This window comes from Pseudomonas sp. 1176_21 (assembly GCF_052850635.1).
This window is the reverse complement of sequence record NZ_VXCV01000016.1, coordinates 44,263-67,551: the sequence shown is the minus strand read 5'-3', so window position 1 is coordinate 67,551 and position 23,289 is coordinate 44,263. Positions and strand designations below refer to the sequence as shown.

Below are 23,289 nucleotides of genomic sequence, written 5' to 3'. Positions count from 1 at the left end.
GGCGAAACATGGTCCACACTTTGGTGCTTAATTTCCGGGAGACGTTCACATGAGCGACCGCTATATCGACTTCGCCAACTCTTCATTCGGTCGGCGCGTGGCCGGTGCCGTCGGCCTGCCCACCCCCGCCCGCCTGGAGCGCTGGGAAGCCGGCAGGCTGCGCCCGGTCGAAGGCGCCCTGCTGCTCGGCGGCGGGCCGCTGGTGACGAACGTGGCCGCCTTTGCCAGGCGCCTGACCGACGAGGTCTACAGCTATGCCGATGAAAGCCTCGAACTGCCGGCCTGGGTCGCGGGCCTGGGGCCCAAGCTCAAGGCCGTGGTGTTCGACGCCAGCCACCTGACCGACAGCGACCAGCTCAAGCAACTGCGCGAGTTCTTCCAGCCGCTGCTGCGCAGCCTGGCTGCCAGTGCGCACATCGTGATCCTGGGGCGCGCGCCCGAATCGCTGGACGACCCGCTGGCCAGCGTGGCGCAGCGGGCCCTGGAAGGTTTCAGCCGTTCGCTGGCCAAGGAACTGCGCAACGGCGCCACCCTGCAACTGCTGTATGTGGACCAGGCCGCGCAGGACCAGCTCGAAGGCGCGCTGCGCTTCTTCCTCTCGCCCAAGAGCGCCTTCATCAGCGGCCAGGTGCTGCGCCTGACCGCCTGCGCCACCCAGGTACAGGACTGGTCGCGCCCGCTGGCCGGGCGCAAGGCGCTGGTCACCGGTGCGGCCCGCGGCATCGGCGCCGCCATTGCCGAAACCCTGGCCCGTGACGGCGCCGAGGTGGTGCTGCTCGACGTGCCCCAGGCCAAGGCCGACCTCGACGCCCTGGCCGCGCGCCTGGGTGGGCACAGCGTGGCGCTGGACATCTGCGCCAGCGATGCATCGGCGCACCTGCTCGAAGCGCTCCCCGAGGGCATCGACATCGTCGTGCACAACGCCGGCATCACCCGCGACAAGACCCTGGCCAACATGACCCCCGAGTACTGGGACGCCGTGCTCGCGGTCAACCTCAAGGCCCCCCAGGTGCTGACCCAGGCGCTGCTCGACGGCGGCGCGCTGCACGACAACGCACGCATCGTGCTGCTGGCCTCGATCAGCGGTATCGCCGGCAACCGCGGGCAAGCCAACTATGCCGCCAGCAAGGCCGGCCTGATCGGCCTGGCCCAGGCCTGGGCGCCGCTGCTGGCCAAGCGGGGTGCCAGCATCAATGCCGTGGCCCCCGGCTTCATCGAAACACGCATGACGGCGGCCATCCCCTTCGCCCTGCGCGAAGCCGGGCGACGCATGAGCTCCCTGGGCCAGGGCGGCCTGCCGCAGGACGTTGCCGAAGCCGTGGCCTGGCTCGGACAGCCCGGCAGTGGCGCGGTCAACGGCCAGGTGCTGCGCGTATGCGGCCAGGCCGTGATGGGGGCATGAGCATGGACCGACACTGGCACGATCTGCACCGCACGCAAGGGCTGAGCGGGCTGTACCTGAAGGCTGCGCGCAAGCGCAGCATCACCGGCGACAGCCTGCCCGCCAGCGGCCTGCACTGCGCCATCGGCGTGAATCCACAGCGCCTGCAGGCCTACCGCAAGCTCTGCCACTTCGGCGACGACAGCCACCTGCCGCCGACCTTCCCCCATGTGATGGCGTTCGCCCTGCAACTGCAACTGCTGACCGCCGACGACTTCCCGTTCCCGCTGCTGGGCCTGGTGCACCTGAACAACCGCATCCGCGTGGTGCGTCCGCTGGGTGGCATCGGCACGCTGCGCTTCAGCGTGTTCGTCGACAACCTGCAGCCCCACGCCAAGGGCGCGACCTTCGACCTGATGACCGAAGCCGAAGACAGCCTGGGGCTGCTCTGGCACGAGCGCAGTCGCATGCTGTGTCGCGGCGTCAAGCTCGAAGGCGAGCCACCCGCCGTCGACACCCCTGAACCGCTGCCTCTGGGCGAGCTGACCCGCTGGTATGCCGACAGCGACATCGGCCGGCGCTACGCCAAGGTCTGCGGCGACTACAACCCCATCCACCTGAGTGCGCTCAGCGCTCGCCTGTTCGGGTTTCCCCAGGCCATCGCCCATGGCATGTGGAGCAAGGCCATGGCGCTGGCCGCGCTGCGCGGGCACCTGCCGCTCAGCGGCTACGAGGTGGATGTGGCCTTTCACAAGCCTGTGCGCCTGCCCAGCGAAGTGGTGCTGGAGGGCAGCGCAGCCGCACCCGACGGCCAGTTCCGCCTGGTAGGCCATGGCGACCTGGTGCACATGACCGGCAGTTGGCACACGCTGCACGAATCTTCTAGACCTGCCTGACGGACCGGGCGATAACGGTTTTCTTTGCCGGTAGCACACGATGAACAGCAACTGGATAGACCTGCGCCAGGAGCCCGATACCGGCATCGAGACCCTGCGCGCGCATTTTCGCGGGCATGCCTATGATCCGCACTGGCACGACAGCTACCTGGTGGGCGTGACCGAACAGGGCGTCCAGCAGTTCACCTGTCGCCGCGCCCGCCACCAGAGCACACCGGGCAAGGTGTTTCTGCTCGAACCCGGCGAGTTGCACGACGGCGATGCGCCCAGCCCCGAGGGCTTCACCTACCGCATGCTCTACCTCGACCCGCAATGGCTGGAGCGCGAGCTGCGCGGCTTCGCCGAGCATGCCCCGCCCGCCAGCCAACCCGGTTTTGCCCACACTCTGGCCAGCGACCCGCGCCTGGCAGCGGCCACCGCGTGCGCCTTCCAGTCGCTGCACGAACCGGAGCTGCGCATGGTGCGCCAGGCGGCACTGGACCAGTTGCTGGAGCACCTGAGCGGGCATCTGCAATGGCGCCGCCGGCTCGACCCCGACCCGCGCCTGCCGCTGGTGGCGCAAAGGGCGCGCGACTACCTGCATGCACACCTGCACCACGACATCGGCCTCGAGCAACTGGCCGCAGCGTGCAACATCGACCGCTTTCGCCTGAGCCGCGCCTTCAAGGCCGCGTTCGGCCTGGCGCCCCACGCCTACCTGGTGCAACTGCGCCTGGCCCATGCACGCCGGCTGCTGGCGGCAGGGTCGAGCCCGGCACAGGTGGCGCCAGCGCTGGGCTTTGCCGACCAGAGCCACCTGGGGCGCTGGTTCCTGCGCGCCTATGGCATGACCCCGGCACAGTACCGCAGGCGCTGCACAAAGCTTCCAGACTGACGCGCGCCAACACGCGAGCATGCAAGCCCCTCTACCAAGGAGCCTGCCCATGCTGGCCTTCATGCTGTTTGCCTTCGTTGCATCCATCACCCCCGGGCCGACCAATTTCCTGGTACTGAGCAACAGCGCCAGCCATGGCCTGCGCGCTGCGTTGCCAATCATCCTGGGGGCCGGTGCAGGCGCCGCGCTGATCGTCTGGCTGGTGGGCAGCGGCATGGGCGAGGCACTGTTCCGGGCCCCGGCGGTGCAGCCGCTGCTCAACGGGCTGGGCGTGGCCTGGCTGACATGGCTGGCGTGGAAGATCTTTCGCAGCCCAGTGCAGGTGCAGCAATCGGGCGCGACGTCGGCAAGGCTCGGCCTGTGGGGCGCGGCGGCGTTGCAGGTGATCAACCCCAAGACGTGGATGATGGCGCTGGCGGTGGCCAGCGTGTTCATCGATGCCGCAGCCAGCGACCGCCTGCTGCAGGTGACGCACCTGAGCCTGGTGTTCTTCGTGATCGCGCTGCCGTGCCTGGGTGGCTGGGCCTTGCTCGGCAGCGGGGCGCGGCGCCTGAGCGGTTCGCCGGTGGTGCTGCGCCGGGTCAACCAGGGGCTGGCGCTGCTGTTGCTGGTGTCGGCCTGGGCCAGCCTCTGGCAGTGAGGCCCCATGCACCTGACACAGGGCTTGCAGGAGCCGGCGTTGCCGGCGAACAGGCCAGCACAATCCCCTGAAAAACCCGCCGACCCGCGCTAAGCTACGCCGCACGAGGAGAGCCCCCACCCATGAACCTGCAAGAACTCACCACCCGCCTGCACACCATCCGCGACAACAACGACTGGCGCGGCTTCCACAGCCCCAAGAACCTGGCCATGGCCGCCAGCGTGGAAATGGCCGAGCTGGTGGAGATCTTCCAGTGGCTCAGCGAGGACCAGTCGCGCCAGCTGTCCCCCGAGCAGCTCGAACACGCCGGCCAGGAAGTCGGCGACGTGGTGCTCTACCTGTTGCTGCTGTGCAGCGAACTGGGCCTGGACATGGACCAGGTGGTGCGCAGCAAGCTGGCCGACAGCGAACGGCGCTTCGCCCGATGAAAGACCGCCACTTCGACGCCCTGGCGACCCGCTTCGCCGAAAAGATCTACGGCGGCGCCAAGGGCGCCATCCGCCTCGCGGTGCTCCAGGCCGACCTCGCCGAAGCCCTGCCCGACCGCCCCCTGCGCGTGCTCGACATCGGCGCGGGCCTGGGCCACATGGCCCTGTGGCTGGCCGAGCGTGGCCACCAGGTGACCCTGGCCGAACCCGCCGCGCCGATGCTCGAGGGCGCCCGCGAACGCTTCGCCGCCGCCGGCCAGCCAGCCACTTTCATCCAGGCGCCCTGGCAGGAACTGCTTGGCCAGCTCACCGAACCCTACGACCTGGTGCTGTGCCACGCCGTGCTCGAATGGCTGGCCGAACCCGAGACCATCCTGCCGGTGCTGCACCAGCTCACCCGCACCGACGGCCTGCTGTCGCTGGCCTTCTACAACCGCGACGCACTGGTGTACCGCAACCTGCTCAAGGGCCATTTCCGCAAACTGCGCGGGGCCAGCCTGGCCGGTGAAAAGCAGAGCCTGACCCCGCAAAAACCACTTGATCCGCGCGAACTCCGGGCGCACCTTGAAGGTCTGTGGGATATACACAGCGAGAGCGGTGTACGGGTGTTCCACGACTACATGCCCGTCGAGTTCCAGGCCAAGGCAGAACTGCTCGACCTGCTCGAAATGGAACTGGCGCACCGCCGCCACCCGGCCTTCGCCGGCCTGGGCCGCTACCTGCACTGGATGTGCCACCCACGCTGAGTACCGAGCCGTGTCTGCCGGGAGACTGCCATGCCGTACCGTTTGACCCTGGGCCTGTTGTGCCTGGCCCTGGCCGCCTGCCAGGGCAGCAACCCGTATGTGGCCAGCTCCCGACCGCTGCCGCCGGCCCCGCCCCAGGCGGCCACCACCTTCGACGCCAGCGCCTACCCGGCACCAGCCCGTGACTATGGCCGTTACCGCAGCTGGTCATGGCGCAACGGCCGGCTCCCGGCCGGCAGCGCCTCCAGCGACCCGGCCGAGCTTGCCGACGCAGTCAGCGCCGCCCTCGACCAGCGCGGCCTGCGTCCTGCGCGCAACACCCGCAGCGACCTGCTGGTCAGTGCCGACCTGCGCATGGAACGGCGCCTGCGCCAGGTGCGCGACGATTACTACCCCTATGACAACTACGGCTACGGGGGCATCGGCTACAACCGCTACGGCGGCTATCGCAACGGCTATGGTGTGTATGGCAGCGTGCCGATCATACGCACCTACCAGGTCGACGTGATGGTGGTGCGCCTGGACCTGTTCGATGCCGGCAGCGGCCAGCCGGTCTGGAGCGCCAGCGCAGAAACCACCAGCCAGGGCTCACCGAGCGAGCGCGCCCGCGCCCTGCGCGATGCCGTGCACAAGGCCCTGGATGGCTACCCCCCAAGCTGAAGGCAACCGGAGAATCATCATGCTGCGCCGTCTCGCTCTACTCCCCCTGTTGGCCCTGTTGGCGCTGCTCGGCGCCTGCCAGAGCAACAACGTCACTCAGGACTTCGATGCCAGCCGCGACTTTGCGGCCTACCGCAGCTGGAGCTGGCAGGAGCCGGCCCTGCAATATCGCCCGGACGACCCGCGAATCAAGAGCGACCTCACCGAGCAGCGCATCCGCCAGGCCGTCAGCGAACAGCTCGACCAGCGTGGCCTGCGCCCGGCCCAGGGCAACGCCAGGGGTGACCTCAAGGTGCAGACCTACCTGATCGTCGAAAACCGCCAGCAGCAGATCACCACCAACTACGGCGGTGCCTGGGGCGGTTACTGGGGTGGCTACTGGGGCGGCCCGGCCTACAACGAGACCCGCAGCGTCGACTACAAGGTCGCCACCATCCAGGTCGACCTGTTCGACAGCCGCGACGGCAAGCTGGTATGGCGCGGCAGCGCCGAGCAGATCATGAACAACTACCCGCCCGGCCCCACCGAGCGCAACACCGCGATCCAGAATACCGTGGCCAAGGTACTGGCCAACTACCCGCCCCACTGAGCCGGCGATGGCCGGTCGCCACCTCAAGGCGACTGGCCATTATCTTGACTACACTTCTTTGACGCATGCGTTCGCGCACGGCCTGGAGCCGGCAAAGGAGTGCTCGTGGCTACCCGATTCCCAACCCGGCAGCGTGGCGCGATCGGCCTGATGGCCGCCCTGACACTGGCCCTGGCGCTGGTGTTCGCCCTGTTGGTGATCGATAGCGGGCGGCTCTATCTGGAACAGCGTTCGCTGCAGCGGGTGGTCGACATGGCCGCCCTCGAAGCGGCTGGGCAAAGTGCGGTGTGCACCGGCAGCGGCCCGCAGGCGGCGACCGTGGCCCAGGCCAGCGCCGCACGCAACGGCTTCGCGCCCGGCGCCAAGCATACCCTGGCCACCACCTGCGGCACCCTGCAGACCGGTGCCGGCAGCCGGCGCACCTATACCGTCAACCCGAGCAAGAGCGAAGCGATCCGGGTCAGTGCCAGCAGCGCCGTGGCCACAAGCATTGCCGCCGGTGTACAGGCCCTGCTGAGCGGCGTCGCCGTGCCGGCCACCACCACCCTGCACGCCAGTGCGGTGGCCTCGCTGCCCAAGCCGCCGCAGGCGATGCTGCGTCTCAAGAGCACCCTGCTGACCATCGACACACGCAAGTCCGATGTGCTCAACGCCCTGTTCAAAGCCCTTGGCGGCAACGTCAACCTCGACGTACTGGGCTGGCAGGGCATCGCCGACGTCAACGTCGACCTGCTGAGCTTTCTCGATGCCCTGGCCATCAAGGCCGGGGTGCAGGTGGGCAATTACGATGAACTGCTGGGCAAACAGCTGCACCTGACCGACCTGCTCGATGTCGCCGTCGACCTCGCCCGGCGCGGCGGCGCGGCGGCCCAGGTGGTGACTGACCTCGGCAAGCTGGTACTCGGTGCCGGCAACAACCCGCTGGTCAAGCTGGGCGATATCCTCGACATCCAGAACGGCGCGGTCCAGTCCGGCCTGGATGCCCAGATGCAACTGCTGCAACTGCTCAAGGCCTCGGTGATGCTGGCCAACAAGAACACTGCGGCCACCGCCGAGGTGCCGCTCAACATCCCGCCGCTGGTCAAGGCCAACCTGCGCCTCAAGGTCATAGAACCCGAACAGATCTCCGCCGTGGGCAACCCGCAGTACGACACCATCAAGGTGCACACCGCTCAGGTCCGTGCGCTGGTCAGCCTGGAGCTGCCGCTGCTCAACAGCATCACCGGCCTGCTCAACGCCGTGCTCGACCTGGCCGAACCGCTGACCAACGTGGTCAGCAACCTGCTCAGCCTCAATCTGGTGGCCACGCTGGAGTCGGTGTTCTGCCTGCTGGCGATCCCGTGCAAGGTCAGCGACGTCCGTTTGCTGCCTGGGGTGGTACACCTGGACATCGGCCTGGAAGTCGCCAGCGCCAGCAGCCAGGTCACCCGCTACAGCTGCAAGCCGGAAAAGACCCTGACCGCCAGCACCCGCAGTTCGGCGCTCAACGTTTCGGTGGGCATGTTCAGCGATCCCCAGGCCTTTTTCAGCACGGGCAACACCGCCATTTCGCCGCTGCCGCTGATCGACATCGGCAGCAAATACTGCACGCGCTTCCTGATACTGCCGTCCACCTGCGGCGCGCGCACCGCCTTCGCTGGCGGTGGCGTAGGGCTCAAGGTCAATGCGCCGCTGCTGGGCAGCAACTCCACCGGGCCTGCCACCGACCTGCTGTTTCGCAACGCCAGCGCGCCACCGGACATCGACCTGCCACCGGCCTACATGGCCACCTCGGCCAGCGATATCGTGCAGAGCCTGAACAACACCATCAATGGCATCGAGCTGCAGGTGTACCGCCCGCTCAACGGCAACCTGCTCGGCAACGTGCTGGTGGTGGCCGGCAACCTGCTCGATGACGTCAAGGCGCTGCTGCAGCCAGTGATCAGGAACCTGCTCGGCAAGTTGGTCGACCCGCTGGTCAACGCACTGCTCAAGGCACTGGGGCTGGACCTGGTGAACGTCGAGGTCGGTGCCAACCTCACCTGTGACGGCAACCGCGCTCAGCTGATGCTCTGAACCGGCAGCTCGATCACGAAACACGCACCCTCGGCGCCATTGTGTGCGCTGAGCAACCCGCCCATGCCCTCGATGATTCCGCCACTCACCGACAGGCCCAGCCCGGTCCCCACGCCGCTGGGCTTGGTGGTGAAGAACGGCTCGAAAATCCGCTCCAGCAGCCGCGGGTCGATGCCGCCGGCATTGTCGCGCACCTGCAGGCGCACCCCACCCGCCACCGGCTCGGCCTCCACCGCGATCCAGGGGCGCAACTGCGGGTCGGCCTCACGTCGGCCCAGCAAGGCGTCGCGGGCATTCACCACCAGGTTGATCAGCACCTGCTCCAGCTGATCGGCATGGCCGCGCACATGGCAGCCGCTCAGCGCCGGGCCCAGGTTCAGCGCCACGCCCTTGCCGGCCAGGCCGTCGGCCAGCAACGACACGGCACCCTCAACCGCCTGCCAGGGCTCGAACAGTTGCTGTTCGACCTCCGAACGCCGCCCGAACACGCGCATGTGGTCCACCACCTTCGAGGCCCGCAGCACCTGCGCATCGATGCGCCTGAGCTTGTCCTGCAGGTATTCCACCTGCACGTCGCCGTTCTCCAGGCGCTTGAGCGCGTTGACCACCGCCATGCGCATCACGTTCAACGGCTGATTGATCTCGTGGGCGAGGCCGGTGGCCATTTCGCCCAGGGTGGCCATCTTCGCGCTCTGCAACAGCTGCTGCTGGCTGCGCCGCAGCGCCGTGTTGTCGCGCCCCACCGCCTGTACCTCCAGCAGACGGCCCTGCTCATCGAACAGGCCGCGGTCGGACCACACCCACCAGGCATGTTCGCGCCCCGGCAGCTCCAGGCAGATTTCGGCACTGCTCACCGGCTGCTGCGGGGTCAGGCCGGCCAGGCGCTGCACGAACGCCTCGCGCTGGGCCGGCGACATCCACTGCCCCAGGTCGCTCCCGGGCAACTGGTCAGGTAGGCACTCCAGGTAGTCGGCCAGCGGGCGGTTGCCGAACAACACAGTCAGGTCGGGCCGGTAGCGGCAGATCATCGCCGGAGAGTCCTCCACCAGCACCCGGTAACGTTCCTCGCTCTTGCGCACCCGCTCGGCGGCCAGGGTCGCCTCGGTCACGTCGAGCCAGATACCCACGGCTTCCACCGGCAGGCCCAGGTCGTCACGCAGCAGGCGCGCTTCATCCAGCACCCAGTGGTAGATGCCCTGCGCATCGCGCAGGCGGTAGCGGCTGCGCACCTGGCCCTCGCGCAGCAGGTCGCGGGTACGTTGCAGCCACAGCGCCTGGTCGTCGGGGTGTACCCAGTGCGCCGGTTGCAGGTCGGCAGCGGGCGTCCAGCCAAGCAGCGGCTGCAGGCTGGCACTGAAGAATTCGGCCTGCAGCGCGCCGGCGTCATAGCGCTGGATATAGATCACTGCCGGCGAGCTGGCGATCAGGTTGTCCAGCCGTGCGTGCGCGGCCCTGGCCTGCTGCTCCTGGGCCTTGATATCGCTGATGTCGAGCATGAAACCCTGCAGACGTCGCTGCTGCCCCTGCCCGTGCACATCGCCACAGATGCGGTACCAGCGCAGCGACGCGGCCTGCAGGCGCACGCACAGTTGCAGGCTGCAGCCCTCGCGCTGCAGCGCCTCGAACGCCAGTTGCGCCGCCTCCCGGTCGGCCGGGTGCAGCAGCGCCCACCAGGCCGGCAGCGCCAGTTGCGCACTCACGCCGAAACTGGCCGCCAGCCCCGGTGCCAGGTGCAGGTAGGGCTCGTGCAGCGACCACTCCCACCAGCCCGCACCGAGCAACCCCTGTACATTGTTCAGGCGCTGCTGGCTGGCCTGCAGCCGGTCGCCCGCCAGGCGCGCCAGCAGCGGCTCGGCCATGGCATCGAGCAGCAGGGGGGCCGCCTCGGGCCGGGCCTGCCCGCCCTCGTCCGCGCACAGCAGCCAGGCCTGGGCCTGATGCTGCTGCGCATGGCCCACCACATACAGCGGGTGAGTCGGGCAGAGCACCTGCAAGGCCGGAAACTCGGCGCTGCACAGCACGCGCCCCGACGGCAGGTGGTCGAGTACCGCGCTCAGGCGTGCATCGTCGGCCCAGGGCACGCTCGATGCATCCCGCGCGAAGGTCTGCCAGCCGCCAGGGGTGCGCAGCAGCAGCGCCGCCCAGCCCATGCGCCAGTGCCAGGCCAGGCGCTGCAACTGCTCGGCGGCCACCTGGGGCAGGCGCTCCAGGCTGCAATCGCGCAGTGCTGCGCCGACCTGGCGGGCCAGTTGCTGCTGGCGCCGGGCATCCTGGCCCTGCTGACGCTGCTGCAGCAGATCGCCCACATCGAATAACTGCAACAGCCAGTCCTCGCCCTGGGCCAGCAACCAGCCGCGGGTGTGAAGGGTGCTGCCATTGGCGGTTCTGAAGTCCAGGTCCAGCGGTTGTGCCTGCCAGTCGGCGGGCTCGCCTTCGAGCACCAGCAGGCTGTGCGCCTGCACGTAATCCTGCACCCGCGCAGCAGCCTGCGCGGGCAGCGCCAGGGCGCTGCGCAGCGGGCCGCCCAGGCGCAGCACGCGGCCCTTGTCATCGAGCCACAGCTGCAGGCCCACCGCCGCCGGTACCGGGGCCTGCGGTGCGGCCACCGCGGCGGCCGGGCGCCCGCGCCAGCGATCGAACAGGCCGTGGCCACCGCTCAAAGCTGAAGGCTCGCGGTGGCGCCAAGGGTTGCCGGCAGGCGTGGCACCTCGCCCACCACCGGCAGGTCGAGCACCGGCAGCACCGTCGTGAGCCGGGCCTTGGCGTAGTTGATGCGCACGGTCAGCAGGTTGGTGTTGCTCAGGGTCACGACCGCGTCGGTGCCGGGCTGGAACTTCAGCGTTCCCGGCATCCACGCCAGCTGCTGGGCCAGTACCTCGCGGGCCAGTGCCGGCACATCGGTGCGGTAGGTGGCGCTGGTCGGGTCCAGCGCCATGCAGCGACGCACCGCCTCGCTGCTGGCCTGGTGGAACGACTGCAGCATCAGCAGTGGCAGGGCGTAGCTGACCACCCCGTAGAACACCGCGAAGAACACCACGAACACGGCGGCGAATTCGATCGCCGCCGCACCTTTTTGCCGTCTTGCAAGGCCTGCTTTCATGATCGCGTCTACCCTGACAATGACACTCGCAATCAAGCATAGAATCAATCACGACCAAGGGATGGCATTTCGCCTATGCAAAGCATCGTCCTGCTGCTGTGGCTCGCATTGTGTGCCGAACAGGATGCCCGAGAAAGGCAGATCAACAACACCTTGACCCTTGGCGCCGCAGCCTGCGCCCTGGCCTATCTCTTCATCACCGGGCACACCTGGATCGGCGCCGATGCCAGCGAGGGCGGCTGGGCGCTGCTGATCGTGATGCTGCTGACCCTGCCCGGCTACATGCTCGGGCGCCTGGGCGCCGCCGATGTGAAACTGCTGGGTGCGCTGGCGCTTGCCACTGATCGGATGTACCTGCTGGGCACCTTTATCGGTGCCGGGGTGGCGGTGGTGATCTGGTTGCTCAGCCGCCGCTGGCTGTGGTCCCTTCTGAGTCAGAAGGTTAAGCAACGCTTCAGGCAGGTGATCGAAGAAGCGTCAAAAAAACAGCCCTTCGCCCCCTTCGTGCTGGCCGGCTTTTTATTGGCTGCGGTATGGATCCATTGATCGAACAACCCGTCTAACCTGCTGTACATACGTTGTACATAGCCGCCAACTGCGTCTATTTTTCTAGTCACTGCCCCTCGATACCACAAGCGTCATGGCCGTACCAGGAAGGGCACGTCAGCAGGGAGTTGCGTGTGAACAAGCCAGTGAGTCCATTCAAGGTGTTGATCGTCGACGACCAGCCGTTGATCGTCGAAGAGCTGTGTGAATTCATCGAGGGCAGCGGGTACCGGTGCGTACCGTGCCACAGCAGCCAGCAGGCCATCGAGCGGTTTACCGAAGACCCGGCAATCGGCCTGGTGCTGTGCGACCTGCACATGCCCGAGCGTGACGGCATCGAGCTGGTCAAGGCGCTCAAGGCCATTGCCGGCAAGCAGCGGATCTTCGAGGCGATCATGCTCACCGGGCGGGCCGAGAAGCAGGATGTGATCAAGGCGCTGCGCGAAGGGTTCGCCGACTACTACCAGAAGCCGGTGGACCTACCCGAATTGCTCGAGGGGCTCAAGCGCCAGGAGACCGCGTTGCTGGAGCGTCAGAAGAACTTCCAGCACCTGGGCCACCTCAACCAGAAGCTGCAGTACCTGGCCGAATCCATCGACGACCTCTACCAGGACCTGGGCAAGGCCCGCGAGCAGGTGGTGGGCACGGGCCTGGGTGGCGAGGATGCAACGGCAGCCGAGAGCATGCCGGCGATCTTCGACCAGCTGTCACCGCGCCAGCTGGACGTCGCGCGGCTGGTGGGCAAGGGCCAGACCAACTATCAGATCGCCTGCGAGCTGGGCATTACCGAGAACACGGTGAAGCTGTATGTGTCGCAGGTGCTGCGCCTGACCCACATGCACAACCGCACCCAGCTGGCCCTGGCGCTGGCGCCCAACCCCTCGGCGCTGCGTCAGCGCATCACGGCGCATTGATCGAATTCTTGTGGGAGCGGAGTCACCCGCTCTCACGGGTTTTCGCTCTGTGCAAGGACTGCTTCTGGCCGAAGGCCGTGGGAGCTGGCTTGCCAGCGAATCGAGCGCGAAGCGGTCGCTAAGCTCGAGTGCACGGTGTATCAGGCAGACCGGGGCGCAGGCCTAGCTGCCGCTGTGCGCCAGATCGCGGATGAATCCGCTCAGATACAGGGCTGCTCCCACCGCTGGTGCAATGCGCTCTCACTTGTCGCTATTGCTGGTCTTCTCCCACCGGAAGAAATCCGGAATCACGTATTTGTAGGTATCCAGCCAGCGTTGCATGCTCTGGTCGCGCTCCTTGGGTGTGGCGCTCTGCGGTGTCTTGGAGGCCTGCGCGCCGCTGGCCTGCACCTGCAACCACGCCTCGGTGGCCGACTGTGCCCTGGACGAAGGCCCGGGCTCGATCGCCTGGGCCAGGCCCGGCAGCACTACCAGCATCACCAGTATCCGACTGTTCATGACGACCTCTGCACGGCAGCCACACTGCCAGGTTTGAGTTGTTGGGCGCGCGCCTGCGCTTCGTTGAATTGCGCCGCACTCAGGCCCAGCCGGCTCACCAGGTCGGCCGCCTGCTGCCACTTGTCCTGGTACAGCAGCAAGGTCACCAGGTTGACCGCCGCCAGACGGTCGCTGTCCTTGAGTTCGATTGCGGTCAGAAACTCGAAGCGCGCCTGCTCCAGCTTGCCCTGGTTCAGGTACACCACCCCCAGGTCGTTGCGGATCTTCTCGTCGGTGGGGGCCAGTTGCATGGCCCGTTGCAGATGCTGCAGCGCCTGCGCGTTGTCGCCGCGGGCCGCCGCCATCTGCCCCAGCCCATGCTCACCCTCGGCCGCCAGGCACCCGCCAAGCAGGCTGCGGTACAGCGGCTCGGCCTCGCTGCGTCCAAGCAGGCGCAGCACCTTGGCCTTGCGCACCCGCACCTGGGCCAGATCGGCCGGCAGCGCCTCTAGGTGCGCAAGGCTGGCATGCGGGCGCCCGTCGGCAAGCATCTCGTCGGCCATGTTCAGCGACAGCTCCTGGCTCGAATCGGGCTTGGCACAACTGGCCGTCGAGCCCGGCATGGCCAGCCACGGCGCCGAGCCATCCGTGGCGCAACCACCGAGCAACAACAACCCCAGCGCCGCGATGCATGCCTTCATTGCGTCCACTCCTCTCAAGCCCCGAATGCCCTGGCCAGGGCGGTGAAGCCCGGGCCGGCGAGTACGATCAGCAACGCCGGGAACAGAAACAGCATCATCACTGCCGACATCTTTCCCGACATCTTCGAAATCCGTTCCTGCAAGGTGGTCAGGCGCCGGTCATCGAGCAGTTGCTTGAGCGCCAGCAGCGACTTCATCGCCCCGCCCCCCTGGGTCAGCAACTGGCGCAGGATGATGCAGGTGTCGCTGAACGCCTCTACCCCCAGCAACTGCGCGGTCTTCTCCAGCTCCGGGGCCAGCGCCAGCCCCGAATCGACCCGTGCCAGCAACAGCCGCAACTCCTCGCTCAGCACCGGCAGCAGGCGCTGCCCCTCCAGGCTCAGCAGGCGCAGGCTCTGCTCCACCGCCAGGCCCGACTCGAACATGATGCGCAGCAGCGGTATGAAGGTCGACACCTCCTGCGCCACCTGGCGCTGACGGCGTGCCGCCAGCAGCGCCAGCAACCGCTTGGGCAGCAGGTAGCCCAACCCCAGCCCCATCAGCGGGAACAACCAGGGCGAACGGCTCTCGCGAAAGAACACCTCCTGCACCAGCACCGCCGCCCCCATCAGGCATAGCGGCAAGCCCACCTGGCAGGCCGCGAACAGCGAGCGCTGGCGCGAACGCCGCCAACCCACCCGGTCGAGCAACTGGCGGGTCTCGCCGTCCAGGTTCAGCGAACGCTGCCCCAGCCGGCTGTCGCCCATGCGCTGCAACCAGCCGCGCAGTGCCGGCTCGTCCGGCGCACGCCCCTGCAGGCGTTGCTCCACCAGGCGCTGGCTGCGCCGCTGACGCAGCCACTGACCCAGCAGCAGGGCGAACGCGCCAAACAACAACACCGCACTGAGCAACAAGGCCATCTCAGATACTCCGCAACATGCGCCACAGCGCCAGACACCCCAGCGCCTGCAGCACGAAGGCACTGAACAGCAGGCGCTGGCCGACACTGTCATGCCACATGGTCAGCAGGTAATTGGGGTTGCTGAACATGAAGTAGCCGGCCACGCTGACCGGCAGCACCGCCAGCACCACGGCAGTGATGCGGGTTTCACCGGTCATCGCGCGCAGCTGCCGCGCGCCCTGCTCGCGCTCGCGAATCACCTTGATCAGGTTCTCCAGCAACTCGCTGGCATTGCCGCCATAGCGGTGGTTGATGCGCAGGCCCAGGGCGAACAGGCGCAGCTCTTCGCGCGCATACAGTTCGGCCAGATCCGACATCGCATCGTCCAGGGTCACCCCCAACTGCACGTTGCGCTTGACTCGCTGCATGGCCCCCAGCAACGGCTCGCGCGAGGCATCGATGGCCCCCAGCACCGCATCGCTCAGCGTGCGCCCGGCCTTCAGGCTGCGCACGCAATGGTCAAGCAGCACCGGCAACTGTTCGATAAGGCGGCGTACCCGGTGCTGGTAGCGCCAGGCCAGGAACAGGCGCAACAGCAACGGCCCCGCCAGCAGCACCAGCAGCAGGCCAGGCCAGCCGCCGTACAGCCCGGCGCACACGGCCAGCAGCAGCCAGCCTGCCCCCCATGCCATCAGCCGGTCATTGCGGCGGTCGAAACCTGCACGCAACAGCATCAGCTCGAGCCAGTCAGGGCCACGTGGCCCGCTGTTGTCGGCGGCCTGCTGGTGCTGGCCCAGGCGCTGCAGAATGCGTTCGTTGCCCGAGCGGTGCAGGCTGGTATAGAACAGGCGCATCGAGATGCCGAGCATGACCACGCCCCCCAGCCACAACCACACCGCGCCGCTCACGGCCCGGGCTCCGCATCGTTGAGGTCACGGCGCAGCTTGTCGCTGGCCGGGTTGACCGCCTCGCGCAGGAAGGTGTCGCCGCCGCGCCGGTCGAGGCGAAACAGCGTGTTGGTGACATACACATCGTCGCGCACCCCCACCACCTCCAGCACCTCACTCACGCAGCGACGGCCATCGGGCAGGCGGGCCAGCTGGATCACCACGTCGAGCGCGGCGCAGATCATCTGGCGCAAGGTCTTCTCGGCCACCTGGCGACCGGTCAGGCCCACCAGGGTCTCCAGGCGCAGCAGCGCGTCCTGCGCGTTGTTGGCGTGCACCGTGCTCATCGAACCGTCGTGGCCGGTGTTCATCGCGGTCAGTACATCGAGCACCTCGACTCCACGGATCTCGCCCAGGATGATGCGGTCCGGACGCATGCGCAGGGCGTTGCGAATGAGCTCGCTGGCCTTGATCTCGCCATGCCCCTCGGCATTGGGCGGGCGGGTTTCCAGGCGTACCACGTGCGGGTGATCCAGCTGCAGCTCGGCCACGTCCTCGATGGTCACCAGGCGTTCACGGGGGCTGATCAACTGGCTGAGAATGTTCAGCAAGGTGGTCTTGCCGGTGCCGGTGCCGCCGCTGACCAGGATGTTGCAGCGCTTGCCCACCGCACGTTGCAAAAAGTCGAGGATTGCCTGGTCGATGGCCCGGGTGGCCAGCAGGTCGGCGCTCTTGAGCATGTCCTTGCGAAACTTGCGGATCGACAGGCACGGCCCGTCCAGCGCCACCGGCGGGATGATCGCATTCACCCGGCTGCCGTCGGGCATGCGCGCATCGACCATCGGCGACGACTCGTCCAGGCGCCGCCCCAACGGCGCGAGGATGCGCTGCATCACACGCTCCACGTGATGCGCGTCGATAAAGCGCAGGTCGGTCTGCTGCAGCACGCCCGCGCGCTCGATGAACACCCGGTGCGGGCCGTTGACCAGGATCTCGGTGACGCCCGCATCGCGCAGCAGTACCTCAAGCGGGCCGAAGCCGGTGAGCTCGTCGACGATCTCCTCGGCCAGGCGCTCCATCTCGTAGCGCGACACGGCTAGGTGCTGACGCGCGATGTAGTCGCCCACCTGCTCCACCACGAACTGCGCCAGCGCCGGGCGCGCGCCCTCCAGCAGGTTGAGGCCGGTGTCCTCGATGGCATCGATGATGTGCCGGTGCAAGGCCCGCTTGAGCCCCTGCGGGTCGCTGCCCGGGTTTTGCCGCGGGCCGCCGAACAGCTCGTCGCCGCTCATCTACTTGTGCCCCCACAGTCGCTTCATCCAGTTGCCCGCCTTCGGTTGCAGGCTTTCCGAACGTCGTGCCAGCCGCTCGCCCAAGGCCTTGAGCGCCTGGGTCAAGGCCTCCCGCGGGGCCACCTCGAACAGCGACAGCCCCTGGTTCTTGGCGTTCAGGCGCACCTCGGGGCTGTAGGGCAGCACCACCAGCACCGGCAGGCCATAGCGCTTGCCCAGCGCGTCGGAGTCGGGCGCCACGCTGCGCAGGTAGCGGTCCACCAGCAGGCTCGCGTGTTCCAGTTTCATGCCCTTTTCGCGCCACAGGGTCAGCACCTCCAGGTTGCGCCGGCAGTCCAGCACGTTCTGGTCGGTGTACCAGATCAGCTTGTCGCAATGGCTGACGAAGGTGCGCAAGGGCTCGCTGTCGGGCTGCCCGGCCAGGTTCACCACGATATGCTGGAAGTGCTGGCGCAGCGCGCTGAGCAGCATGTACAGCTCGGCCGCGCTGGTGCGCTCCAGTGCCTCGTCGCTGTCGGTATAGGCCAGCAGGCGCAGGCCCGAGGGTTCGCGGGCGAACGCGCTGTCGATCAGGGTGGCATCCAGGCGGCGCAGGTGGCGCAGCGCATCACCGAAGTGAAACGAGGCCTCCAGCCCCAGCAGCGCCAGGCTGTCGCCACGGGGCAGGCCCAGGTCCAGCAACAGGGTCTGCTGACCACTGCCCTGCACCACCCGCGCCAGGTGACTGGTGAGCAGGGCGCCGTCGCTGGCGCACTGGGTGCCGTACAACACCGTCAGGCCGCCCAGGTGCGGGTTGCTGGTCACCGGTGGCAGGCGCTTGCTCAGGCGGCGCACCAACCCGGCCACTTCGCTTGAGCGCGAGCCGTAGGCGACGAAGTCCCGCGCACCGGCGCGCATCGCATTGAGCACCAGCTGGTTGTCCATGCCATCGCCCAGGGCAACGATCGCCAGCATCGGCTTGGCCTCCAGCACCCCTTCGATCAGCGCGCACTGGCTCACCACCTGCTCGCGGTCCAGGCCCACGAACACCAGGTTGGCGAAGGTCACATCCACCAGTGCGAGCAGTTCGTCGAGGCTGCCGCTGCCGGCCCCCACCACCTGGCCCAGCGGTGCCAGGGCGGTTTTCAGCCATTGCAGGTCACCGTCGTCACGGGTGATCGCAAGGAAGGTCTGGCTCAGGCTCTGGCTCATTGGCTCAATCCACTGCGCTGTTCGAAGTTGCCGTTCTCGAGAAAGAACAGACGCCCCCAGCTCGGGTCGTAGGTGCGCAGGCGCTCGCCGGGCAACTCGGGCAACTTGGCATTGGCCGCCAGCGGCTGCACCAGGCGCGGGGTCACGATCATCAGCAGCTCGGTCTCCTCACGGCTGATCGACGACTGGCGAAAGAACGCGCCCAGGATCGGCACGTCGCCCAGGCCCGGAAACTTGTCCACCGCCGAGCGCGCACTGCTGCTGATCAGGCCGCTGATGATGAAGCTCTCGCCATCGGCCAGCGACACGCTGGTGTCGGTGCGCCGCACCGTCAGGCCCGGCACGGTGACGCCGGCGATGCGCACTGCGTTGTTGTAGTCCAGTTCGCTGACCTCCGGCGCCACCTTGAGGGTGATGCGGTCGCGGCTGACCACCGTGGGTGACAACGCCAGGCGAATGCCGAACTCCTTGTACTCGATGGTCACCGTGTCGCTGCCGGTGCTGGGCACCGGAATGGGGATTTCGCCGCCGGCCAGAAAGCTCGCGGTCAGGCCGCTGAGTACCACCAGGCTGGGGCGCGCCAGGGTGTAGGCGAAGCCGCTGCTCTCCAGCGCATCGATGGCCGCCAGGAAGCGGCTGCTGCCGCCGCCCCACACGATATTGAACACATCGTTGTTCAGCGGGATGCTCGGGCGCACCTTGACCAGCCCGCCAACGCCGCCACCGTCGGGGCTGGTCACCGCACCCGGCACGTAGCCCGGCGACACCGTGGTGTTGGGCACGCTGCCCGGCGAGCCGAACAGCGAGTTGTTGGAGCCCTTGAAGAACAGCCGCGTACCGGCCTCCTTGAGCTTGGTGCGGCTGACCTCGACAAAGCGGATATCGGCCTGCACCTGGCTCGGCAGCAAGGGGTCGAGGCTGGGCGGCAAGGCGCTGTCGGCCATCTCGGCAGTGGCCCGGCCCTTGATGAACAGCATGCTCTGGCGCGGCACGCTGGCGCATGCGGTCCACAGCATCAGGCTGGTGGCGCCGGGGCCCACGGCGCTGACCACCACGCCGCGCTCGCCACTGGCCTGCACATCGGCGATGTTGGGGTCGCCCACCGCCGCCCGGGTGATCGGCACCGGCAGGCGGATCTCCTGCTGCAGGCCCTGGTCCAGCTCGATGCTGGCCGGCACCGGGCTCAGCCCGGCACAACCCGACGGCGCCGCCAGGGCATGGGCAGCCGGCCCCCCCAGCAACAACAGGGTCAGGATGGAACGCTTGAACATCAGCTCGGAACGACTGCTCATCAACGGGCATCCTTGCTTCGATCAGGGGGTGGGCGTTGAAGCCTGGGGGCCTCGAATGATCTGCATCTGGTGCCTGGGCGCCTGGCCTGCAACCGGGGTTGCGGCCGGGGTCATGGCCAGTTGACTGAAGCGAAAGAGGTCGCGGTTGGCGTTGTCCAGTTGCGGTGCAGCGGCCTGCGGGTCGGCCCAGTAGCTGGCCAGGCGTTTCTCTTCGGCGCTGCGTACCGCCAGGCGCAGGCTGCCTGCCTGGGCGGCCAGCAACAGGCGGCTGGCCAGGGCCTCAGGTACCGCCAGCACCACGGTGCGCGCCATGGCGCGACGCTGTTCCTGGGCCGCCTTGGCATCGGTGTCGGCCTCCGGCGGGCGGCCATCGTTGGCCAGCCCCAGTTGCTCGCCCACGCTGAGCAGGCGCAAGGCCGGCACGGCCACCTGGGCCGAGGCCTGCGGGTTGAGGTTGTCTTCGCGCAGGTACAGCAGCACATCCACGTAGTCGCCGGGGCGCAGTTGTCCGGCGGCGCCGACCACTTCGTCCACCGCCACCGCCAGGGCGCGCTCGCCGGGGTGGATCATGCGCGCCAGCGGCCCACCGGCCTCGAAACTGCTCTCCTCCAGCCAGGTACCTGCAGGCAGGGCCCGCCAGCTGGTGCGGCCCAGCACCTGCTCGGGGCGCTGGAAGCTGCCGGCCGGGGCCACCAGCAGGCGCTCGACACTCAGATCCTCGGCTGTCAGCACGGTGTAGGCGGGTACGTCGCGGCGCAGCACCAGCACGGGCTTGCGCAATGCATCGGTGCCAGTCTCCGTGGCCTGGTCCCCCGGCTGAGCCGGGTCGGCCGGCCCTGGCGCCGCCGCTTGCGGCGGCTCCGGTGCCTCGGATGCACGGCTGAGCACCAGCCCCCAGTAACCTGCCAGCACGGCACCGATCAGGAACAGCACGGCAAGGATCATGGTGATGCGACTGCTCATGTCGGCGCTCCCTCTGCCTGAACATCCCTTCGGCCGCGCGGTGTGCGAACTGGCCCGCAAACATGAAGTTGCAAGTAACTATTTCGCTATTTGACGGTAGCGCAGCTAGGACAAAACGCCATTACCCGTCAGTTTTTTTTCGGTCCGAAACCCGACACCCCCTGAAAACAACAGCTTATTGGCGCCAGCGTTGACACCCTTACTTTGGTATTAATGCCTTCTTACATTTGCCGGTTTCGAACCGCTTGACGATGCTGTGATGGCAAAGGGGAATCACCGTTTCCGGGCCCCATTACCCGCGCCTGTGGCGCAAGGAGAAGTACCATGGTCCTTTCCCGCATCCTCAAGCACTGCAAGCTGTTCTTCCATCGCAAGGACGGCGCGTCCGGTATCGAATATGCCATCGTGGCCGCCATGGTGGCCGTGGTGATCATCGGGGTCTCGACCGATGTGGGGGGCGGGGTGAAAAAGGTCTTCGACGACATCGTCGCCGCCCTGCCCTCAGCCTGATGACAGGACCTGAACATGCCGGCTTCCCACTCACGTCAACAGCTGCTGCTGGTGGATGACGAAGAAGACGCACTGCTGGAGCTGGCCGAGCTGCTGGAGGGCGAGGGCTTCTGTTGTCACACGGCAACCTCGGTCAAGCTCGCCCTGCAGCAGTTGACGCGACATCCCGACATTGCCCTGGTGATCACCGACCTGAACATGCCGGAAGAGAGCGGCATCTCGCTGATCAGGCGCCTGCGCGAGCACACGGCGCGTCAGCACCTGCCGGTGATCGTCACCTCGGGGCATGCCGACATGGATGCGGTCAGCGATCTGCTGCGCCTGCAGGTACTCGACCTGTTCCGCAAGCCGATCTACCACCTGCGCCTGCTGGAAACCCTGGACAACCTGTTCCCCAAGCCCCGCCTGCAACTGGTTCAGTAACGCCTGGCCGCCACGCGGCCCTCGCGGGTCAAGCCCGCTCCCACAGGTAGTGCGCATACCTTGTGGGAGCGGGCTTGACCCGCGATCGGTCGTCACAGCTGGTAACTGAAACTCAACGTGTACCGTGGCCGCCGATTGAAGCTGTCCAGCGCGATATCCGACATCGGCTTGGCCGCCTCCAGCGAGATGTTGTAGTAGCGCGCATCGCCAAAGCGCAGCCCCAGCGCCGCCGACGACAATCGTGAATCACGTACCGCCAGCTCGTTGAACCAGGTACGCGCGGCGTCCACCACCACGTACGGCTGCAGTACCTTGAGCCAGCTGCCATCGCGCTTGAAACTGTAGTTGACCTCGTATGCCGCACCCCAGCCCTTGTCGCCGGAAGCCTGATCGCTGGGGTAGCCGCGGCCGAAGTTCTGCCCGCCAAACACCGCGCGCTCGCTGTCGGGCAGGCTGTCGTCGGTCCAGTACAGCGCCGCCGATGCCACCCCCTGCCAATTCTGCAAGAACCGGTCACTCTGCACCCCCGACAGGCGCAGGCGCAAAAAGTCCAGGTCGTAGTCGCTGTCGGTCTTGGCACCGAAGTGATCGAGGCCCTGGTACACACCGGCACTGAGGATGCGCAGCTGCTGCGCATCCGACTTGCTCCAGTCTGCCTCGAAGGCAAAGGCGCGCACATCGGTGCGGGTACTGACCTTCAATGGCAGGCCGACCACCCGGTAGTCGGTGCTGTCGTTCACCGCGTAGAAGCGCGCTGCCACGTTCAGCCATTCGTTGCTCGAGGCGATCAGCGCCTGGCTCAGGCCGATGGAGTAACGGTCGTTCTCGCGGTGCTGCTTGAGGTCGATGCCGTTCTCCAGGCGCACCCGTGCCGCCGGGTTGCTGCGGTAGGTCGAGGCCGAAAGATTGAGCTGGGTGCCTTCGGCGTCCACGTACTGCGAGTAGTCGAGACGGTAGTAGCGTTCGTCATCCTGCCCCGGCGGGAACAGCGCGCTGAAGCTCAACTGCTCGGCCACCGCGGTCTGGGCGTTGCTGTTCAGGCCGAGCAGCGCCTGGGTGTCGTCGCGGCTGCCGTCGGTGAGGCTCAAGGTACTGGTGAACGGCTTGCGCGAGGCCTGCGCGATCAGCCGCGTGGCGCCGTCGGTGGTACCCGGCGGCGGCACCTGGGCCTGCAAGGTCAGGCCCGGCACCCGGCTCATCAGCGCGGTGTAGCGTTCGAAGGTCTTGCGGGTGAGCGGGCGCTCGGCCTTGAGCTTGCCCACCAGCTTGTCGAGGTAGGCCGACACCGGCCCCACATCGCCCTGCAGTTCGTAATCACGTATGTAGCCTTCCACCAGCACCACGCGCAGACGGCCTTCAGCAAAGTCCTGCGGCGGCAGGTAGGCATACGACAACAGGTAGCCATCCTGCTGGTAGCGCTGGGTGAGGCGGCGGGTGGCCTCGATCAGCTCGCCCAGGGTCACCTCGCGGTCGAGCAGGCCCTGGTAGTTGTCGCGCAGTTCGCTGAGCGGGTAGATGGTGCCGCCTTCGATGCGCACCCGCTGCACGCGCACCCGCGTGCCCATCAGCAGCGGCTGTGGCTGCTGGCCGGCATCCGGTGCGGGCAGGTTCAGTTGGGGAGTGACGGGGCGAAAGGCATCGGCGGGCAGGTTGGGCGCTGGCAGCTTGCGCTCGGTCTCGTTGCTGTTGAGGAAGCTCGGCAGGGGCTCGGCATGCAGCGAAGCCACCCAGGACAGACCCAATAACGCGACGAACATCGATCGCATAGGACACTCCATGATCCTGAAAAATACGAGGGAACCAAAGACGGTTCCCTCGTCAGCCTCAAGCGTAGGTGTTGCCCG

General features: G+C 67.4%; 24 protein-coding genes. 13 read left to right on the top strand and 11 right to left on the bottom strand.

The annotated features are described in order from the left end of the window. Positions 1-49: 49 nt before the first annotated feature. From FW760_RS24755 to FW760_RS24715, 9 genes are all read left to right on the top strand, one after another. Entirely contained in the window at positions 50-1,402 is a 1,353-nt protein-coding gene (locus FW760_RS24755) for a 3-oxoacyl-ACP reductase (protein ID WP_446444074.1), read from the top strand. A 2-nt stretch (positions 1,403-1,404) separates the two neighbouring features. Beyond that, entirely contained in the window at positions 1,405-2,277 is an 873-nt protein-coding gene (locus FW760_RS24750) for a MaoC family dehydratase (protein ID WP_446444073.1), read from the top strand. 40 nt (positions 2,278-2,317) lie between these two features. Beyond that, a complete protein-coding gene (locus tag FW760_RS24745; protein ID WP_313328576.1) occupies positions 2,318-3,151 on the top strand; it encodes an AraC family transcriptional regulator in 834 nt (277 codons plus the stop codon). 49 nt (positions 3,152-3,200) lie between these two features. Next, the gene (locus FW760_RS24740; RefSeq protein ID WP_104572955.1) at positions 3,201-3,791 is read left to right on the top strand and encodes a LysE family translocator; all 591 of its coding nucleotides are present in this window, start codon (positions 3,201-3,203) and stop codon (positions 3,789-3,791) included. Between the two features lie 122 nt (positions 3,792-3,913). Next, the gene (locus tag FW760_RS24735; RefSeq protein ID WP_043860945.1) at positions 3,914-4,219 is read left to right on the top strand and encodes a MazG-like family protein; all 306 of its coding nucleotides are present in this window, start codon (positions 3,914-3,916) and stop codon (positions 4,217-4,219) included. After that, entirely contained in the window at positions 4,216-4,965 is a 750-nt protein-coding gene (locus FW760_RS24730) for a methyltransferase domain-containing protein (RefSeq protein ID WP_100632880.1), read from the top strand. Before FW760_RS24735 ends, FW760_RS24730 begins: the two co-directional genes overlap by 4 nt. A gap of 30 nt (positions 4,966-4,995) precedes the next feature. Next, entirely contained in the window at positions 4,996-5,625 is a 630-nt protein-coding gene (locus tag FW760_RS24725; protein ID WP_446444072.1) for a DUF4136 domain-containing protein, read from the top strand. A 19-nt stretch (positions 5,626-5,644) separates the two neighbouring features. Beyond that, entirely contained in the window at positions 5,645-6,214 is a 570-nt protein-coding gene (locus FW760_RS24720; protein WP_043860942.1) for a DUF4136 domain-containing protein, read from the top strand. A 105-nt stretch (positions 6,215-6,319) separates the two neighbouring features. Further along, positions 6,320-8,269 carry a pilus assembly protein TadG-related protein gene (locus FW760_RS24715; RefSeq protein ID WP_446444071.1) on the top strand — a complete coding sequence of 650 codons (1,950 nt, stop codon included), beginning with the start codon at positions 6,320-6,322 and terminating at the stop codon, positions 8,267-8,269. Here the strand turns inward: FW760_RS24715 and FW760_RS24710 are convergent. Both FW760_RS24710 and FW760_RS24705 read right to left on the bottom strand, forming a co-directional pair. Beyond that, the gene (locus tag FW760_RS24710) at positions 8,254-10,929 is read right to left on the bottom strand and encodes a PAS domain-containing sensor histidine kinase (protein WP_116052656.1); all 2,676 of its coding nucleotides are present in this window, start codon (positions 10,927-10,929) and stop codon (positions 8,254-8,256) included. The genes FW760_RS24715 and FW760_RS24710 overlap by 16 nt on opposite strands. Continuing rightward, positions 10,926-11,369 (bottom strand): TadE/TadG family type IV pilus assembly protein, encoded by a 444-nt coding sequence (locus FW760_RS24705; RefSeq protein WP_043860940.1) that lies wholly within the window; start codon positions 11,367-11,369, stop codon positions 10,926-10,928. The genes FW760_RS24710 and FW760_RS24705 overlap by 4 nt, the downstream gene beginning before the upstream one ends. A 75-nt stretch (positions 11,370-11,444) precedes the next feature. Here FW760_RS24705 and FW760_RS24700 point away from each other — a divergent pair, with 75 nt between their 5' ends. Next, on the top strand, positions 11,445-11,915 hold the full coding sequence (locus FW760_RS24700) for an A24 family peptidase (protein ID WP_043860939.1): 471 nt from the start codon (positions 11,445-11,447) through the stop codon (positions 11,913-11,915). A gap of 134 nt (positions 11,916-12,049) precedes the next feature. Next, positions 12,050-12,829: a response regulator transcription factor gene (locus FW760_RS24695; protein WP_043860938.1), complete on the top strand. Its 780-nt coding sequence runs from the start codon at positions 12,050-12,052 to the stop codon at positions 12,827-12,829. A gap of 240 nt (positions 12,830-13,069) precedes the next feature. Here the strand turns inward: FW760_RS24695 and FW760_RS24690 are convergent, their stop codons facing one another. The 8 genes from FW760_RS24690 to cpaB are packed head-to-tail and all read right to left on the bottom strand — an operon-like array spanning position 13,070 to position 20,512. Beyond that, on the bottom strand, positions 13,070-13,327 hold the full coding sequence (locus FW760_RS24690; protein ID WP_088514179.1) for a DUF3613 domain-containing protein: 258 nt from the start codon (positions 13,325-13,327) through the stop codon (positions 13,070-13,072). Next, entirely contained in the window at positions 13,324-14,007 is a 684-nt protein-coding gene (locus FW760_RS24685; RefSeq protein ID WP_043860936.1) for a tetratricopeptide repeat protein, read from the bottom strand. The genes FW760_RS24690 and FW760_RS24685 overlap by 4 nt, the downstream gene beginning before the upstream one ends. Before the next feature lie 14 nt (positions 14,008-14,021). Continuing rightward, on the bottom strand, positions 14,022-14,906 hold the full coding sequence (locus tag FW760_RS24680) for a type II secretion system F family protein (RefSeq protein WP_054916706.1): 885 nt from the start codon (positions 14,904-14,906) through the stop codon (positions 14,022-14,024). Position 14,907: 1 nt separating this feature from the next. Further along, positions 14,908-15,756, bottom strand: a complete 849-nt coding sequence (locus tag FW760_RS24675) for a type II secretion system F family protein (RefSeq protein ID WP_116055284.1) — start codon at positions 15,754-15,756, stop codon at positions 14,908-14,910. Between the two features lie 35 nt (positions 15,757-15,791). Beyond that, a complete protein-coding gene (locus FW760_RS24670; RefSeq protein ID WP_043860934.1) occupies positions 15,792-17,066 on the bottom strand; it encodes a CpaF family protein in 1,275 nt (424 codons plus the stop codon). After that, positions 17,067-18,257 (bottom strand): pilus assembly protein, encoded by a 1,191-nt coding sequence (locus tag FW760_RS24665; protein ID WP_043860933.1) that lies wholly within the window; start codon positions 18,255-18,257, stop codon positions 17,067-17,069. After that, entirely contained in the window at positions 18,254-19,549 is a 1,296-nt protein-coding gene (locus FW760_RS24660; RefSeq protein ID WP_054916708.1) for a type II and III secretion system protein family protein, read from the bottom strand. Before FW760_RS24660 ends, FW760_RS24665 begins: the two co-directional genes overlap by 4 nt. A 21-nt stretch (positions 19,550-19,570) precedes the next feature. Continuing rightward, positions 19,571-20,512, bottom strand: a complete 942-nt coding sequence (cpaB, locus tag FW760_RS24655; protein WP_116052653.1) for a Flp pilus assembly protein CpaB — start codon at positions 20,510-20,512, stop codon at positions 19,571-19,573. A 324-nt stretch (positions 20,513-20,836) separates the two neighbouring features. On the opposite strand from cpaB, the gene FW760_RS24650 reads away from it, so the two are divergent. Both FW760_RS24650 and FW760_RS24645 read left to right on the top strand, forming a co-directional pair. Further along, a complete protein-coding gene (locus FW760_RS24650; RefSeq protein WP_043860930.1) occupies positions 20,837-21,022 on the top strand; it encodes a Flp family type IVb pilin in 186 nt (61 codons plus the stop codon). 15 nt (positions 21,023-21,037) lie between these two features. Further along, positions 21,038-21,445, top strand: a complete 408-nt coding sequence (locus FW760_RS24645) for a response regulator (RefSeq protein WP_043860929.1) — start codon at positions 21,038-21,040, stop codon at positions 21,443-21,445. 92 nt (positions 21,446-21,537) lie between these two features. Here the strand turns inward: FW760_RS24645 and FW760_RS24640 are convergent, their stop codons facing one another. Beyond that, positions 21,538-23,211, bottom strand: coding sequence for a ShlB/FhaC/HecB family hemolysin secretion/activation protein (locus FW760_RS24640; RefSeq protein ID WP_043860928.1), 1,674 nt, complete (start codon positions 23,209-23,211; stop codon positions 21,538-21,540). Positions 23,212-23,289 lie beyond the last annotated feature (78 nt).

Coding starts and splice junctions, on each gene's coding strand:
- FW760_RS24660 (WP_054916708.1), bottom strand. CDS start 19,549: ATGAGCAGTCGTTCCGAGCTGATGTTCAAGCGTTCCATCCTGACCCTG.
- FW760_RS24750 (WP_446444073.1), top strand. CDS start 1,405: ATGGACCGACACTGGCACGATCTGCACCGCACGCAAGGGCTGAGCGGG.
- cpaB (WP_116052653.1), bottom strand. CDS start 20,512: ATGAGCAGTCGCATCACCATGATCCTTGCCGTGCTGTTCCTGATCGGT.
- FW760_RS24705 (WP_043860940.1), bottom strand. CDS start 11,369: ATGAAAGCAGGCCTTGCAAGACGGCAAAAAGGTGCGGCGGCGATCGAA.
- FW760_RS24755 (WP_446444074.1), top strand. CDS start 50: ATGAGCGACCGCTATATCGACTTCGCCAACTCTTCATTCGGTCGGCGC.
- FW760_RS24670 (WP_043860934.1), bottom strand. CDS start 17,066: ATGAGCGGCGACGAGCTGTTCGGCGGCCCGCGGCAAAACCCGGGCAGC.
- FW760_RS24665 (WP_043860933.1), bottom strand. CDS start 18,257: ATGAGCCAGAGCCTGAGCCAGACCTTCCTTGCGATCACCCGTGACGAC.
- FW760_RS24685 (WP_043860936.1), bottom strand. CDS start 14,007: ATGAAGGCATGCATCGCGGCGCTGGGGTTGTTGTTGCTCGGTGGTTGC.
- FW760_RS24650 (WP_043860930.1), top strand. CDS start 20,837: ATGGTCCTTTCCCGCATCCTCAAGCACTGCAAGCTGTTCTTCCATCGC.
- FW760_RS24700 (WP_043860939.1), top strand. CDS start 11,445: ATGCAAAGCATCGTCCTGCTGCTGTGGCTCGCATTGTGTGCCGAACAG.
- FW760_RS24690 (WP_088514179.1), bottom strand. CDS start 13,327: ATGAACAGTCGGATACTGGTGATGCTGGTAGTGCTGCCGGGCCTGGCC.
- FW760_RS24745 (WP_313328576.1), top strand. CDS start 2,318: ATGAACAGCAACTGGATAGACCTGCGCCAGGAGCCCGATACCGGCATC.
- FW760_RS24725 (WP_446444072.1), top strand. CDS start 4,996: ATGCCGTACCGTTTGACCCTGGGCCTGTTGTGCCTGGCCCTGGCCGCC.
- FW760_RS24740 (WP_104572955.1), top strand. CDS start 3,201: ATGCTGGCCTTCATGCTGTTTGCCTTCGTTGCATCCATCACCCCCGGG.
- FW760_RS24640 (WP_043860928.1), bottom strand. CDS start 23,211: ATGCGATCGATGTTCGTCGCGTTATTGGGTCTGTCCTGGGTGGCTTCG.
- FW760_RS24720 (WP_043860942.1), top strand. CDS start 5,645: ATGCTGCGCCGTCTCGCTCTACTCCCCCTGTTGGCCCTGTTGGCGCTG.
- FW760_RS24735 (WP_043860945.1), top strand. CDS start 3,914: ATGAACCTGCAAGAACTCACCACCCGCCTGCACACCATCCGCGACAAC.
- FW760_RS24675 (WP_116055284.1), bottom strand. CDS start 15,756: ATGCTCGGCATCTCGATGCGCCTGTTCTATACCAGCCTGCACCGCTCG.
- FW760_RS24680 (WP_054916706.1), bottom strand. CDS start 14,906: ATGGCCTTGTTGCTCAGTGCGGTGTTGTTGTTTGGCGCGTTCGCCCTG.
- FW760_RS24645 (WP_043860929.1), top strand. CDS start 21,038: ATGCCGGCTTCCCACTCACGTCAACAGCTGCTGCTGGTGGATGACGAA.
- FW760_RS24730 (WP_100632880.1), top strand. CDS start 4,216: ATGAAAGACCGCCACTTCGACGCCCTGGCGACCCGCTTCGCCGAAAAG.